At 70.5% G+C, this 14,044-nt stretch carries 12 protein-coding genes; 8 read left to right on the top strand and 4 right to left on the bottom strand.

The window, feature by feature from the left end; genetic code table 11:
• Positions 1 to 41: 41 nt before the first annotated feature.
• Together H0E84_RS16285 and H0E84_RS16280 are read right to left on the bottom strand one after the other, a co-directional pair.
• Positions 42 to 2,393 carry a DNA translocase FtsK 4TM domain-containing protein gene (locus H0E84_RS16285; protein ID WP_180679700.1) on the bottom strand — a complete coding sequence of 784 codons (2,352 nt, stop codon included), beginning with the start codon at positions 2,391 to 2,393 and terminating at the stop codon, positions 42 to 44.
• Positions 2,394 to 2,565: 172 nt separating this feature from the next.
• Positions 2,566 to 3,633 carry an alanine dehydrogenase gene (locus H0E84_RS16280; RefSeq protein WP_180679699.1) on the bottom strand — a complete coding sequence of 356 codons (1,068 nt, stop codon included), beginning with the start codon at positions 3,631 to 3,633 and terminating at the stop codon, positions 2,566 to 2,568.
• Positions 3,634 to 3,865: 232 nt separating this feature from the next.
• Between H0E84_RS16280 and trxB the strand changes: the two genes are divergently transcribed.
• From trxB to infA, 4 genes are all read left to right on the top strand, one after another.
• Positions 3,866 to 4,819 carry a thioredoxin-disulfide reductase gene (gene trxB / locus H0E84_RS16275; protein WP_180679698.1) on the top strand — a complete coding sequence of 318 codons (954 nt, stop codon included), beginning with the start codon at positions 3,866 to 3,868 and terminating at the stop codon, positions 4,817 to 4,819.
• Between the two features lie 197 nt (positions 4,820 to 5,016).
• Entirely contained in the window at positions 5,017 to 6,168 is a 1,152-nt protein-coding gene (locus tag H0E84_RS16270) for a GNAT family N-acetyltransferase (RefSeq protein ID WP_180679697.1), read from the top strand.
• 70 nt (positions 6,169 to 6,238) lie between these two features.
• Entirely contained in the window at positions 6,239 to 6,997 is a 759-nt protein-coding gene (aat, locus tag H0E84_RS16265; protein ID WP_180679696.1) for a leucyl/phenylalanyl-tRNA--protein transferase, read from the top strand.
• Between the two features lie 92 nt (positions 6,998 to 7,089).
• Positions 7,090 to 7,308: a translation initiation factor IF-1 gene (gene infA / locus H0E84_RS16260; RefSeq protein WP_095209467.1), complete on the top strand. Its 219-nt coding sequence runs from the start codon at positions 7,090 to 7,092 to the stop codon at positions 7,306 to 7,308.
• A gap of 164 nt (positions 7,309 to 7,472) precedes the next feature.
• On the opposite strand, the gene clpA is transcribed toward infA, so the two are convergent.
• Together clpA and clpS are read right to left on the bottom strand one after the other, a co-directional pair.
• Complete coding sequence (gene clpA, locus H0E84_RS16255; RefSeq protein ID WP_180679695.1) at positions 7,473 to 9,755, bottom strand: ATP-dependent Clp protease ATP-binding subunit ClpA; 2,283 nt, start codon at positions 9,753 to 9,755, stop codon at positions 7,473 to 7,475.
• A gap of 81 nt (positions 9,756 to 9,836) precedes the next feature.
• Complete coding sequence (gene clpS, locus H0E84_RS16250; RefSeq protein WP_180679694.1) at positions 9,837 to 10,157, bottom strand: ATP-dependent Clp protease adapter ClpS; 321 nt, start codon at positions 10,155 to 10,157, stop codon at positions 9,837 to 9,839.
• A 168-nt stretch (positions 10,158 to 10,325) separates the two neighbouring features.
• On the opposite strand from clpS, the gene H0E84_RS16245 reads away from it, so the two are divergent.
• From H0E84_RS16245 to H0E84_RS16230, 4 genes are all read left to right on the top strand, one after another.
• Positions 10,326 to 10,808 carry an NUDIX hydrolase gene (locus H0E84_RS16245; RefSeq protein ID WP_180679693.1) on the top strand — a complete coding sequence of 161 codons (483 nt, stop codon included), beginning with the start codon at positions 10,326 to 10,328 and terminating at the stop codon, positions 10,806 to 10,808.
• Between the two features lie 112 nt (positions 10,809 to 10,920).
• Positions 10,921 to 12,045: a tRNA 2-thiouridine(34) synthase MnmA gene (gene mnmA, locus H0E84_RS16240; protein ID WP_180679692.1), complete on the top strand. Its 1,125-nt coding sequence runs from the start codon at positions 10,921 to 10,923 to the stop codon at positions 12,043 to 12,045.
• Positions 12,042 to 12,653: a high frequency lysogenization protein HflD gene (gene hflD, locus H0E84_RS16235; RefSeq protein WP_180679691.1), complete on the top strand. Its 612-nt coding sequence runs from the start codon at positions 12,042 to 12,044 to the stop codon at positions 12,651 to 12,653. The genes mnmA and hflD overlap by 4 nt, the downstream gene beginning before the upstream one ends.
• Positions 12,654 to 12,789: 136 nt before the next feature.
• On the top strand, positions 12,790 to 13,983 hold the full coding sequence (locus H0E84_RS16230) for a methyl-accepting chemotaxis protein (RefSeq protein WP_180679690.1): 1,194 nt from the start codon (positions 12,790 to 12,792) through the stop codon (positions 13,981 to 13,983).
• The last annotated feature ends 61 nt before the right edge of the window (positions 13,984 to 14,044 follow it).

Below are 14,044 nucleotides of genomic sequence, written 5' to 3'. Positions count from 1 at the left end.
GCGCCTCATCGACGGCGCCCCTACGGAATCGCGGCGGGCGGTCACTTCGGGGGCGGCGGCGCCAGCACGCTGCGGTCGCCGTTGTGCTCGGGTGGACTGACCACGCCCGCGGCCTCCATCGCCTCGACCAGGCGCGCGGCACGGTTGTAGCCGATCTTGAGCCGCCGCTGCACCCCCGAGATCGAGGCGCGACGCGTCTCGGTGACCACCCGCACGGCGTCGTCGTACAACGGATCGGACTCGTCCCCCGCCCCGCCGCCGCTCTCCGGCAGGCCGGTCGGGCCGACCACGACGCCGTCGCCCATGCTCTGCATCTCCTCGAGCACGCCCTCGATGTAGTCGGGGCCGCCGCCGCTCTGCTTGAGGTGGTCGACCACGCGGTGCACCTCCTCGTCGGAGACGAAGGCGCCGTGCACGCGCTCGGGCAGCGCGGTGCCGGGCGGCAGGTAAAGCATGTCGCCGTGGCCGAGCAGGGTCTCGGCGCCGGACTGGTCGAGAATCGTGCGCGAGTCGATCTTGGAGCTGACCTGGAAGGCGATGCGGGTCGGGATATTGGCCTTGATCAGGCCGGTGATCACGTCGACCGACGGCCGCTGCGTCGCCAGGATCAGGTGGATGCCCGCAGCGCGCGCCTTCTGCGCCAGCCGCGCGATCAGCTCCTCCACTTTCTTGCCGACGATCATCATCATGTCGGCGAACTCGTCGATGAACACGACGATGAAGGGCAGCGTCTCCAGCGGCTGCGCCACCTCGGCGCTGTCCGGCTCGGGCCGGAACAGCGGGTCGAGCAGCGGCTGGCCGCTGTCCTGGGCGTCCTTGACCTTCTTGTTGAAGCCGGCCAGGTTGCGCACGCCCACCGCGCTCATCAGCTTGTAGCGGCGCTCCATCTCCGCCACGCACCAGCGCAGGCCGTTGGCGGCCTCCTTCATGTCGGTGACCACCGGCGCCAGCAGGTGCGGGATGCCCTGGTAGACGGACAGCTCCAGCATCTTCGGGTCGATCATCAGCATCCGCACGTCCTTGGCGGAGGCCTTGTACAGCAGGCTGAGCACCATGGCGTTGACCGCCACCGACTTGCCCGAGCCGGTGGTGCCGGCCACCAGCAGATGCGGCATGCGCGCCAGGTCGGCCACCGTCGGCCGGCCGGCGATGTCCTTGCCCAGCGCCAGGGTCAGAGGGCTGCCGGACTTGTCGTATTCCTTCGAGCGCAGCAGCTCGCTGAGATAGATCATCTCGCGCTTGGTGTTGGGCGTTTCCAGGCCGACCACCGACTTGCCCGGGATCACGTCGACCACGCGCACCGACTTCACCGACAGGCCGCGGGCGATGTCCTTGTCCAGCGAGCTGATCTGGCTGACCTTGATGCCGGGCGCGGGCTCGATCTCGAAGCGGGTGATCACCGGTCCCGGGTAGGCGCCGACCACCTGCGCCTCGATGCGGAAGTCCTTGAGCTTGAACTCGATCTGCCGCGACAGCGTCTCCAGGGTCTGCTCGTCGTAGCCCTTGGGCTGCGGTTTCGGGTCGTCGAGCAGCGCCAGCGGCGGAATCCCCGAGCCGTCGCCGACGTGGAACAGCGGGATCTGCTGCTCGCGGCGCGCGCGGTCGCTCTTCTCCACCTGCGCCGGCGCCGGCGGCTCGATCCGCACCGGCGCGCGCTTGGAGCGCTGTTCGGTGTCGACCTTGCGGGTCTCCTCGCGCTCCTCGCGCCAGTCGCGGGCGCGCTTCCAATCGCCGGCCTGCTTGCTGCCGCGGCGCAGCAGCGCCGGCAACCGCAGGACCGCCTGGCCGATGCGATCCATCACCGCCAGCCACGACAGCCCGGTGGCCAGGGTGATCGAGACCAGCAGCAGCGCCAGCAGGAACAGGTTGCCCCCCACCGGGCCGAAGCCGCCGTAGAGCGAATTGCCGACCAGGCGCCCGAGGATGCCGCCGCCGCCCGCCGACAGGTCGACGGCGTTGGGCACGCGCAGCGCCAGCAGGCCCGTGGCCGAGACCAGGAAGCCGACGATGCCGACCAGGCGCAGCGCCGGGCCGAGGTCCGCCCTGCCGTCGCCGTCCTGGTCCATGCCGAACAGCGCGATCCAGGCGATCGCGCCCAGCATCACCGGCAACAGATAGGCGACGTAGCCGCACAGATGCAGCAGCACGTCGGCCAGCCAGGCGCCGACCGGGCCGCCGACGTTGTTGAGCGGCGCGGTCACGCTGCCCGAGCGCGACCAGCCCGGATCGTCCGGCGAGAAGGTGACCAGGCTCGCCAGCAGGTACAGCAGCAGCGGCGCGATCAGGATCAGCGCGATGTCGCGCCACAGCCGCTGCCGGCGCGGGTTCGGGGCCGCCGCCTGCTTCGCCGTGCCGCGCTGTCGCTTGCTGCGTTCCTGGAGCGGTCGTGCCACCGTGCGTTTTTACCTTAGGACTTCAGCCTAGATGATTGATCTTAAGCGATCTTCCCCATCCCCGCGACCACCTCACCCCGTAGAGCGGAGCTTGCTCCGCTGCTCTCGGCTCCGGAGCCCACGTAGCGGAGCAAGCTCCGCTCTACGGGCGGCGAAGCCATGATCGGCGCGTTCAGAGCGCCATGTCCTGCAGCGCCGGATGCACCAGCCGGCCGTCCTCGACGTTGATGCCCCGCTCCAGCGCCTGGTTGCCGCGCCATTCGCCCGAGGCGAGCTTGCTCACCCATGGCAGGATCGCGGCGCAGATCGCCTGCGAACTGGTCTGCGGCACCGAGCCGGGCATGTTGGTGACGCAGAAGTGGGCCACGCCCTCCTCCACGTAGGTCGGATCGGCCCAGGTGGTGGGCCGCGAGGTCTCGAAGCAGCCGCCCTGGTCGATGGAGATGTCGGCCACCACGCTGCCGTCCTCCATCCCCTTGAGCATCTCGCGGGTCAGCACGTGCGGCGCCCGCGCGCCCGGGATCAGCACCGCGCCGATCACCAGGTCGGCGGCGGCGACCTCGCGCGCGACCAGGTCGTCGTACGGATACAGCGCGGTGACGTTGGCGCCCAGCGCCATCATCTGCGCCATGCGGTCCTGGCGCTTCTCGAACACCACCACGTTGGCGCCGCCGGCCGCCAGCAGCGCGGCGGACGCGCCGCCGGCCATGCCCGCGCCGAACACCACCGCCTTGCCGCGGCCGGTGGAAGGCAGGCCGCCGAGCAGCTTGCCCTTGCCGCCATTGGGCTGGTGCAGCAGCGTCGTGCCGACCTGGGCGGCGATCTTGCCGGCGATGATCGACATCGGCGCCAGCAGCGGCAGGTCGCCGCTTTCGAGTTCGACGGTCTCGAACGCGACGCCGGTCAGGCCGATGTCGAGCAGCCGGCGGGTGAGTTCGGGTTCGGCCGCCAGATGCAGGTAGCAGAACAGCAGGTGATCCTTGCGCAGGTGCTGCAGGTCGCCGGCGATCGGCTCCTTGACCTTGACGATCAGTTCGCCCTTCTCGTACAGCGCGGCGGCGTCGGGCGCGATCCGCACCCCGAGCCGGGTGTAGGCCTCGTCGGCGAATCCGGACTTGAGCCCGGCGCCGCGTTCCAGCCACACCTCGTGGCCACGGTTGACGAGGTCGCCCGCGGCGGCGGGCACCAGCGCCACGCGGCCCTCGAGGGTCTTGGTTTCCTTCGGCACTCCGATACGCATCGCACTTGTCTCCGGCTTGCGGGAAGCGGCAGCTGGCCGCCGATCGTCACGCTTACGAAAAACCCGCGCATCGGATGCGCGGGCCGCTGGACCGCGCATCGGGCTTGCGCCGGAGGCCGCGGATCGAACTGATTGTTCCGGCCGCGCATCCCGCGCGCGCCTTGTGTTGCCGCCGTCGCGCCGCCAAGCTATGCGCTTCGAAACGCCGCGACTCCATGGCCTGCGAGTATACATGAGCACCCCCAAGCACTGCCGCCTGCTGATCCTCGGTTCCGGCCCTGCCGGCTGGACCGCCGCCGTCTACGCCGCCCGCGCCAACCTCCGCCCGGTGGTGGTCACCGGCCTGCAGATGGGGGGGCAGCTGATGACCACCACCGAGGTCGACAACTGGCCCGGCGACGCGCACGGCCTGATGGGCCCGGACCTGATGACGCGGATGCAGGCCCATGCCGAGCGGTTCGAGACCGAGGTGGTGTTCGACCACGTCCACTCCGCCGACCTGTCGCAGCGGCCGTTCCGGCTCAAGGGCGACAACGGCGAGTACACCGCCGACGCCCTGGTCATCGCCACCGGCGCCACCGCCAAGTACCTGGGGCTGCCGTCCGAGGAGGCCTACAAGGGCCGCGGCGTCTCGGCCTGCGCGACCTGCGACGGGTTCTTCTACAAGGACCGCGACGTGGCCGTGGTGGGCGGGGGCAATACCGCGGTCGAAGAGGCGCTGTACCTGTCCAACATCGCCCGCAAGGTCTACCTGGTGCACCGCCGCGACACCCTGCGCGCCGAGAAGATCATGCAGGACAAGCTGTTCGCGAAGATCCAGGCCGGGAAGATCGAGCCGGTCTGGCACCACGTGGTCGACGAGGTGCTCGGCGACGACGCCGGCGTGACCGGGTTGCGGGTGGAGTCGGTGCAGGACGGCGGCACCCGCGAACTCGCGGTGCACGGCTTCTTCGTCGCCATCGGCCATACCCCCAACACCTCGCTGTTCGAAGGCCAACTGGCGATGAATAACGGCTACCTGGAAATCCGCTCCGGCCTGGGCGGCGGCGCCACCGAGACTTCGGTGCCGGGCGTGTTCGCCGCCGGCGACGTCGCCGACCAGCACTACCGCCAGGCGATCACCTCGGCCGGATTCGGCTGCATGGCGGCGCTGGACGCCGAGAAGTTTCTCGACAAGGGCGAATGACCGCGCCGGCAAGCGATCCGCCCCCCCGTAGAGCGGAGCTTGCTCCGCTACTCCTGGCTCCGGAGCCAGCGCAGCCGAGCAAGCTCGGCTCTACGAGGGGCTCGGGAACCGGCGCAGCCGAGGGGCTCGGCTCTGCGAGCGCGGACGGCCGAGTGCGATAAGCGGCCGTGTTCTCCCCGACTACCGGCTGCTCCCCGATGCCCACGCTGCGCCTGCATGACTCGCTCGAGGAGATCCCCGTCGCCGCCTGGGACGGGCTGCACGATGGCCGCAATCCCTTCCTGTCCCATGCCTTCCTGTCGGGCTTGGAGCGCCACGGGTGCCTGCGCCCGGCCTGGGGCTGGACGCCCCGCCACCCGGCCCTCTGGGAAGCAGACGCACTGGTGGCGGCCGCGCCCGGCTACCTGAAGGACAACTCCCACGGCGAATTCGTGTTCGATCACGCCTGGGCCCATGCGTACGCGCGCCACGGTCGCGAGTACTTCCCGAAATGGCTCTGCGCGGTGCCCTACTCCCCGGTCACCGGACCGCGCCTGCTGGCCCGCGACGCGGCCTCGCGGCGGGCGCTGCTGGAGGCGATCGTCGGGAGCGCCGGCGATGCCGGGCTGTCCTCCGCCCACGTCAACTTCCACACCGCCGCCGAGGACGCCGCGTTCGGCGACGACTGGCTGGCGCGGATCGACGTGCAGTACCACTGGCGCAGCGCGCCGGGCTGGCGCGACTTCGACGACTTCCTCGCAGCGATGACCCACAAGCGGCGCAAGAACATCCGCCAGGAGCGCGCGAAGGTCGCGCGTGCCGGGGTGCGATTCCGGGTGTTGCACGGCGACGAGGCGAGCATCGACGATCTCGTCGCGGTCCACGGCTTCTACCTGCAGACCTTCGCCGAATACGGCAACTCCCCGGCGCTGACGCTCGATTTCCTGCACCACCTGGCGGTGGCGATGCCGCGCGCCCTGGTGCTGGTGCTGGCCGATCTCGACGGCGGTCCCGTCGCCGGAGCGCTGTGCCTGCGCGGTGGCGACACCCTCTACGGCCGCTACTGGGGCGCGGTGCGCGGCATTCCCGGGCTGCATTTCGAGACCTGCTACTACCAGGGCATCGAGTACTGCCTGCGCCACGGACTGCGCTGCTTCGAGCCGGGCGCGCAAGGCGAGCACAAGCTCGCCCGCGGCTTCCTGCCGACCTTCGTCCGCAGCCGGCACTGGATCGCCGACCCCGCCTTCTCCGGCGCGCTGCGGCGCTGGTGCGCCGAGGAGACGGAATCCGTACGTGCCTACAAGGCGATGCTCGACGGCCATGGGCCGTTCAGGGACGGGGAGCCCGGAATCGTCGAGCCGAATCCGTAGCGCCGGCGCGCAGCGCGATGGGGCATGCTTGCCGCAGACCGCCCGCGACCGCCGCCCCTCGACACCAGCGATGCGCACCCTCCCGACCCTGTTGCCCGCCGATCCCGAGGCGGCGTTCCCGCCGGTGGAGGCGGCGCTGCGCGAGCCCGACGGGCTGCTCGCGATCGGCGGCGACCTCTCGCCGACCCGCCTGCTCAACGCCTACCGCCGCGGCATCTTCCCCTGGTATTCGCAGGGGCAGCCGATTCTGTGGTGGTCGCCGGATCCGCGCATGGTGTTCGATACCGGAACGGTCCGGCTGTCCAGGCGGTTCCGCCGCGCCCTGCGCGGCAGCGGCTGGGCGCTGCGCGCCGACACCGCCTTCGACCGGGTGATCCGGGCCTGCGCCGATGCGCCGCGTGCCGGGCAACACGGCACCTGGATCACCCCGGCGATGCAGGCCGCGTACCGGGCGCTGCACCGGCTCGGGCATGCCCACAGCGTCGAGGTATTCGACGGCGAGGATCTGGTCGGCGGCATCTACGGCGTGGCGGTGGGGCGCATGTTCTTCGGCGAGAGCATGTTCAGCGCCGTGTCGGGCGGCTCCCGGGCCGCGCTGGCGGGGCTCGCCGCGCGCATGCGCGACTGGGGCTGGCCGCTGATCGATGCGCAGGTCGAGAACCCGCACCTGCTGCGGCTCGGCGCGCGGCACTGTCCGCGGCCCGAATTCCTCGCCGCGGTGGCGGAGCTGACCGCCCTGCCCGGGCGCGCGGAGAACTGGACCGCCGCGTTCGGTACCCTGGCCGCGGCCGACCTGGCGGCATCGGCCGCCGCGCGCCGCCCTGCTTAACGGAACTTTTGCGTATCGCGGGCGCGCGTGGCAGAATGACGCGCTTTTTCCGGGGGCGGAAATCTTTCCCCCTCCCCAACCGATCAGGACGCATGGCGAAAGACGACGTCATAGAATTCGAAGGCACCGTTTCCGAGACACTCCCGAACACGATGTTCCGGGTGAAGCTGGAGAACGGCCACGAGATCATCGCCCATATCTCCGGCAGGATGCGCAAGCACTACATCCGCATCCTCACCGGCGACCGGGTCAAGGTGGAAATGACCCCCTACGATCTGACCAAGGGGCGCATCACTTACCGGATGAAATAAGGCCGGGAATGGGGAATCGGGAATGGGAGAAGCCGGTTCGACACGGCGCCCTGCCCCGGGACCGCGACCTTCCGGATTCCCGCATGCAAAAAAGATCCCGGGCACAGCCCGGGATCTTGGTTTTCGGGGGTCCGATTCTCGATTCCCGGCGGCCCTGCGGGCCGCTACCCCACCGTCGCCGGCAGCAGCCGCTCCGGTTCCGGATGGGCCTCGACCACCAGCTCGCCATCCTTGACGTCGACGCTGACCCGGCCGCCGCCGACCAGCTTTCCGAACAGCAATTCGTCCGCCAGCGGGCGCTTGATCCGGTCCTGGATGATCCGCGCCATCGGCCGCGCGCCCATCTGCGGGTCGAAGCCGTGCTGGGCAAGCCATTCTCGCGCTGCCGCGGTGGCGCTGACGGTGACGTCCTTCTCGTGCAGCTGGGCCTCCAGCTCGATCATGAACTTGTCGACCACGCGCAGGATGTGTTCCAGCGCCAGCGGCTGGAACTGCACGATCGCGTCCAGGCGGTTGCGGAACTCCGGAGTGAAGCTCTTGCGGATCACCTCCATCGCGTCGGTGCTGTGGTCCTGGCGGGTGAAGCCGATGGTGCGGCGCGCGGCCTGCGCCGCGCCGGCGTTCGTGGTCATCACCAGGATCACGTTGCGGAAGTTCGCCTCGCGCCCGTTGGTGTCGGTGAGCACGCCGCGGTCCATCACCTGCAGCAGGATGTTGAAGATGTCCGGGTGCGCCTTCTCCACCTCGTCGAGCAGCAGCACGCAGTGCGGGGTCTTGACGATCTTCTCGGTCAGCAGCCCGCCCTGGTCGAAGCCGACGTAGCCGGGGGGCGCCCCGATCAGGCGCGAGACCGAGTGCGGCTCCATGTACTCGGACATGTCGAAGCGCACCAGCTCGATGCCCAGCTGCAGCGCCAGCTGCCGGGTCACCTCGGTCTTGCCCACGCCGGTGGGGCCGGCGAACAGGAAGTTGCCGATCGGCTTGTCGGGATTGCCCAGGCCGGAACGGGCCAGCTTGATCGCCGAGGTCAACGTGTCGATCGCCGGATCCTGGCCGAAGATCACCATCTTGAGATTCCGCTCGAGGTGGCCGAGCACGTCCTTGTCGGAAGCGCTGACCTGCTTGGCCGGGATCCTGGCCATCTTGGCGACGATGGTCTCGACCTCCTCCACGTCGATCAGCTTCTTGCGTACCTCGTCCGGCAGCAGCCGCTGGCGCGCCCCCGCCTCGTCGATCACGTCGATCGCCTTGTCGGGCAGCAGCCGGTCGGCGATGTGCTTGACCGACAGGTCCACCGCCGCCAGCAGCGCCTCGTCGGCGTAGGTGACGTCGTGGTGGGCCTCGTAGCGCGGCTTGAGCCCGCGCAGGATCTCGTAGGTCTCGCCGGTGGTCGGCTCGACGATGTCGACCTTCTGGAAGCGCCGCGCCAGCGCGCGGTCCTTCTCGAACACCCCGCGGTACTCCTGGAAGGTGGTCGAGCCGATGCAGCGCAGCTCGCCCGAGGCCAGCGCCGGCTTGATCAGGTTGGAAGCGTCCATCGTGCCACCGCTGGCAGAGCCGGCACCGATGATGGTGTGGATTTCGTCGATGAACAGGATCGCGCCCTCGTGCTTGCGGATCGCCGCCAGCACCGCCTTCAGGCGCTTCTCGAAATCGCCGCGGTACTTGGTGCCGGCCACCAGCGCGCCCAGGTCGAGCGAGTAGATGGTCGCGTGCGCCAGCACCTCGGGCACCTCGCCGTCGACGATGCGCTTGGCCAGGCCCTCGGCGATCGCGGTCTTGCCCACGCCGGCCTCGCCGACGTAGAGCGGGTTGTTCTTGCGCCGCCGGCACAGGATCTGGATGGTGCGCTCGATCTCCTCGGCGCGGCCGACCAGCGGGTCGATGCGGCCCTCGCGGGCCATCGCGTTGAGGTCGGTGGCGTACTCGGCCAGGGCGTCGCCCTTGCCCTCGCCGCCGGCCTCGGCCTGGCCCTCGGCGGCATCGTCCGCGGACGGGGCCGGATCGCCCTCGCCGGTCTTGGCGATGCCGTGCGAGAGGTAGTTGACCACGTCCAGGCGGGTCACGTCCTGCTGGTTCAGGTAGTAGACCGCGTGCGAGTCCTTCTCGCCGAAGATCGCCACCAGCACGTTGGCGCCGGTGACCTCCTTCTTGCCCGAGGACTGCACGTGGTAGACCGCGCGCTGCAGCACCCGCTGGAACCCGAGGGTCGGCTGGGTGTCGCGGCTGTCGCCTTGCTCGAGCTTGGAGACGGTGGTCGCGATGGCCTGCTCCAGGTCGGAGCGCAGGCGGTGGAAATCGGCGCCGCAGGCCTTGAGCACCGCCTCGGCCGAGGGGTTCTCCAGCAGCGCCAGCAACAGGTGCTCGACGGTCATGAACTCGTCGCGCGCCTCGCGGGCGCGCTTGTAGCACTGGCCGATGGAGTACTCGAGGTCCTTGCTGAACATGGGGCGGATGCCTCCTGGTATGCCTACGGCCCTAGGTGGGGCCGGAATGCCCGGTTTCCATGGCTGCCCCTGCCCGCCTTTCTAGGCCTTTTCCATCGTGCAGAGCAAGGGATGCTGGTTGAGTCTTGCATATTCGTTCACCTGGGCCACCTTGGACTCGGCGACCTCGCGGCTGAAGATCCCGCAAACCCCCCTGCCCCGGGTGTGGACGTGGAGCATCACCTGGGTGGCCCGCTCGATGTCCAGGGCGAAAAAGCGCACCAGCACATCCACCACGAAGTCCATCGGCGTGTAGTCGTCGTTGAGCAGGACCACGGTGTACAGCGGAGGGCGCGCCACCTCCGGCTTGCCGGTCTCGACGGCAACGCCGTGGTCGCGTTCGTTTTCGTTCTTTCGGGCCATGGCGCGATTATACGGAGCGGGTGCATCGGATTCGTGGACGGACGGCGGCCGGCGGTCCCAGAATAGAACGCTGCATCCCCCGGAACCGGCCATGCCGCAGCCCTCGCCCCCCTCCCCGCGCGCCCCTGCGCCGCACCGCCGGCCGCCGACCGCGGCGCACCCTGAACCATGAGCTACCGCGAAGGCCGTTTCTGGCAGCCCGACGTGACGGTGGCGACGGTGGTGGTGCGCGACGGCCGCCTGCTGTGCGTCGAGGAGCGCGTCGGCGGCGCACTGGTGCTCAACCAGCCGGCCGGGCACCTGGAGCCGGACGAGAGCCTGCTGCATGCGGCCCTGCGCGAGACCCGCGAGGAGACCGCCTGGGAAGTCCGCCTGACCGCCTTCATCGGCGCCTACCAGTGGCGCGCGCCGGCGGCGTCCGACGGTGGCGGCGGCGGCCGCCACTTCCTGCGCTTCGCCTTCGCCGCCGAGCCGCTGTCCCACGACCCGCAGCGCGCGCTCGATGCCGGGATCGTGCAGGCGCTCTGGATGACCCCGGAGGAACTGCAGCAGGCCCAGGCCCGCCATCGCAGTCCGCTGGTGTGGCGGGCGGTCGCCGACTTTCTCGCCGGACAACGCCACCCGCTCGCGCTGCTGCAGCAGCTGGCGTGAGGGCCGCGCGCGCGTTCCCGCTGCCCTCCTCTCGTGCAAGCGGGGCAAGCGCGTTCGCGCGGAGCGGCGGTCCCGCCGGCCGCATGGCGCCCACCCTGCTGCCGGCCGCCCCATGAACGCACGCACCATCGTGGGCATGTCCGGCGGCGTCGACTCGTCGGTGACCGCCCTGTTGCTGCGCGACGCCGGCGAATCGGTCGCCGGCCTGTTCATGCAGAACTGGGCCGACGACGGCAGCGGCGACTGCCGTGCCGACGAGGACCGCCGCGACGCCGTGGCGGTCTGCGGCCGGCTCGGCATCCCGATCCACTTCCGGGATTTCTCCGCCGAGTACTGGCGCGGGGTGTTCGAACACTTCATCGCCGAGTACGCCGCCGGCCGCACCCCCAATCCGGACGTGCTGTGCAACCGCGAGATCAAGTTCGCGCACTTCCTCGAGGCGGCGCGCGACCTGGGCGCCGAGCGCATCGCCACCGGACACTACGCGCGCATCGACCGTTCCGGCGGCCGCTGGCGCCTGCTGCGTGCCAGCGACGCCGGCAAGGACCAGAGCTATTTCCTGCACCAGCTCGGCCAGGCGCAGCTGGCGGCGACCGTGTTCCCGCTCGGCGGGCTGGACAAGCGGCAGGTGCGCGATCTCGCGCGCGGCGCCGGCCTGCCGACGGCGGCGAAGAAGGATTCCACCGGGATCTGCTTCATCGGCGAACGCGACTTCCGCGAATTCCTCGGCCGCTACCTGCCGGCCCGCCCCGGCGAGATCCGGACCGCGGATGGCCGCACGATCGGCGAGCACTCCGGGGTGTTCCATTTCACCCTCGGCCAGCGCGAGGGCCTGGGGCTGGGCGGGGTACGCGGGTTCGCCCAGGCGCCCTGGTACGTGGTCGGCAAGGACGTGGCGGGCAACGTGCTGTTCGTCGATCAGGACCACGACAGCGCCTGGCTGATGTCGACGCGGACCCGCACCGCGCCGGCCCACTGGGTCGCCGGCGCAGCGCCGGCGGCGCGCTTCGAATGCGCGGCGCAGAGCCGCTATCGCCAGGCCGCCGAGCCCTGCGCGGTCGTGGTGGACGGCGACGGCCGGCTCGAGGCGCGATTTGCCAGGCCGCAGCGCGCGGTGACCCCCGGCCAGTCGCTGGTGCTCTACGACGGCGAGGTCTGTCTCGGCGGCGCGGTGATCGACTGGACCGACGCCCCCGCCGTCGGCGGGAACGGGCCAACAGGTAGACTGCCGGGATGAGCAATCCATTCGACGAACGGGTGCTGGCGCTGGCGGCGCTGGCGCAGTCCCTGCAGCAGGTTCGGTCCACCGCCGAGACCGGTCAATCTACCGGCGACGCCACCCAGGCGGTGCTCGACGGCGTGTTCCGGATCGACGCCGAGTCCACCGAGGACGTCTACGGCGGCGTCGCGCGGCTCGGCCCGGGGCTGCGCGTACTGCGCGAGCATCTTTCCAGCCAGGGCAAGGACGAGGCCCTGCCGCGCCTGGCGCTGGCAGTGGTCCGGTTGGAGCGCCGCTTCGTGCGCGAGGCCGCCATGGTCGAGGCGGTCGGCCGGGGGATCGCCGCGGTCGCCCCGCAGGCCCAGGTCAAGGGCAGCAACCATCCCGAGGTCCTCGAGGCGCTCGGCGTGCTCTACGCGGAGACCATCAGTCATCTGCGGCCGCGGGTGATGGTCCAAGGCGCCCCGCACTATCTCGGCCAGCCGGGGGTGGTGGCCGAGATTCGCGCCCTGCTGCTGGCGGCGATGCGTTCGGCGGTGCTGTGGCGTCAGCTCGGCGGCAGCCAGTGGGATTTCCTGTTCTCGCGGCGCGCCATGCTCGAAGCGATCGAACGCCGCCTCGCCTGACCCCGGTGCGCCGCGCCCACAGGCCCCGGACGCCCCCCGCGAGGAGCCCGCGCAGGCGCGCGACAGCCGTCCCCGGCGCCTAAAGATGGCAGGGGTGGGGCCGATACTGCGATCAAGAATCTGCAGAGAGCCCCCCATGTACCCACGCATCCTGATCCGTCTCGCCGCGCCGCTGGTGCTGACGCTGCTGTTGCCCGCCGCCTTCGCGGTCGACGGCCTGGCGCCGCTGCGCTGGGCGGTGCTGGTGACGATGACCGCCAGCTGGCTGGCGTTCGCCTGGTGGATCGTGGTGCGCGAGAGCCGCCCTTCCGCCGAACACCTCAAGGCGATGCGCGAGCAGGATGAACTGTTGAGCGACCTGCGCCAGTTCGTCGGCGCCGAGATCGAGGGCTCGCGGCAGGAGGTCGAGCGCGCCCGCGGGCTGATCCGCCAGGCCGTGAGCGGCCTGGGCAGCAGCTTCGAGGCGATGAACCGCAAGTCGCGCCAGCAGAGCGTGGCGATGGCGCGGATCATCGACCAGGCCGGCGAACAGGACGGCGGCGGCGGCGCCGACGTCGCCCGCTTCGCCCAGCACGCCAGCCAGCGCATGGAGCAGCTGGTCGAGGCGCTGGAGCAGGTCAGCGGCCAGAGCGGCACCACCGTCGCGCACATCGACGAGATGGCCACCCATCTGGACGGGATCTTCTCGCTGCTCGAGGACGTCAAGTCGATCGCCGACCAGACCAACCTGCTGGCGCTGAACGCCGCGATCGAGGCGGCGCGCGCCGGCGAGGCCGGCCGCGGTTTCGCCGTGGTGGCCGACGAGGTGCGCAACCTCTCCGAGCGCTCGACCACGTTCAACGAGCAGATCCGCAAGCTGGCGCACAGCTCCAAGGAATCCATCGCCAAGGTGCGCGAGACCGTGTCCAACATGGCCTCGCGCGACATGGACCGCTCCAGGGAAGCGCGCTCCGAGGCCGCGACCATGCTCGACCAGGTGGCGGCGATCAACCGCTCGCTCGGCGAGAGCATGCGCGAGATTTCCGATTGCGGCCGCGACATCGACGCCAGCGTGGCCGAGGCGGTGCGCGCCCTGCAGTTCGAGGACATCGCCACCCAGGCGCTGGGCGGCGTGCACTCCCACCTGGAGCGCCTGAACGCGATCAACCGCGAGGCCGTGGACCTGCAGGAACTGCTGCACCGCAACGGCGGCTTCTTCGACGCCGACATGATCCGGGCACTGGAGCGCATCGGCCACCGGCTGCGCGAGATGCGCGGCACCTGGGAGGCGCCGCCGCACAAGCCGGTGACCCAGCAGGACATGGGTGCCGGGACCGTCGAGCTGTTCTGACCGGTGTCCCCGGGACCCGCCATGGATGCCACCGTTTCCCCTGCCCCGGCGCAAGCCGGGG

The sequence above is a fragment of the Luteimonas salinisoli genome (assembly GCF_013425525.1).
In the GTDB taxonomy this organism is placed as follows: domain Bacteria; phylum Pseudomonadota; class Gammaproteobacteria; order Xanthomonadales; family Xanthomonadaceae; genus Luteimonas; species Luteimonas salinisoli.
The sequence above is the reverse complement of the archived record's forward strand: the minus strand, read 5'-3'. Positions and strand labels throughout refer to the sequence as shown.

Coding starts and splice junctions, on each gene's coding strand:
- infA (WP_095209467.1), top strand. CDS start 7,090: ATGGCGAAAGACGACGTCATAGAATTCGAAGGCACCGTTTCCGAGACA.
- H0E84_RS16280 (WP_180679699.1), bottom strand. CDS start 3,633: ATGCGTATCGGAGTGCCGAAGGAAACCAAGACCCTCGAGGGCCGCGTG.
- aat (WP_180679696.1), top strand. CDS start 6,239: ATGCGCACCCTCCCGACCCTGTTGCCCGCCGATCCCGAGGCGGCGTTC.
- H0E84_RS16230 (WP_180679690.1), top strand. CDS start 12,790: ATGTACCCACGCATCCTGATCCGTCTCGCCGCGCCGCTGGTGCTGACG.
- clpA (WP_180679695.1), bottom strand. CDS start 9,755: ATGTTCAGCAAGGACCTCGAGTACTCCATCGGCCAGTGCTACAAGCGC.
- H0E84_RS16245 (WP_180679693.1), top strand. CDS start 10,326: ATGAGCTACCGCGAAGGCCGTTTCTGGCAGCCCGACGTGACGGTGGCG.
- hflD (WP_180679691.1), top strand. CDS start 12,042: ATGAGCAATCCATTCGACGAACGGGTGCTGGCGCTGGCGGCGCTGGCG.
- H0E84_RS16270 (WP_180679697.1), top strand. CDS start 5,017: ATGCCCACGCTGCGCCTGCATGACTCGCTCGAGGAGATCCCCGTCGCC.
- trxB (WP_180679698.1), top strand. CDS start 3,866: ATGAGCACCCCCAAGCACTGCCGCCTGCTGATCCTCGGTTCCGGCCCT.
- clpS (WP_180679694.1), bottom strand. CDS start 10,157: ATGGCCCGAAAGAACGAAAACGAACGCGACCACGGCGTTGCCGTCGAG.
- mnmA (WP_180679692.1), top strand. CDS start 10,921: ATGAACGCACGCACCATCGTGGGCATGTCCGGCGGCGTCGACTCGTCG.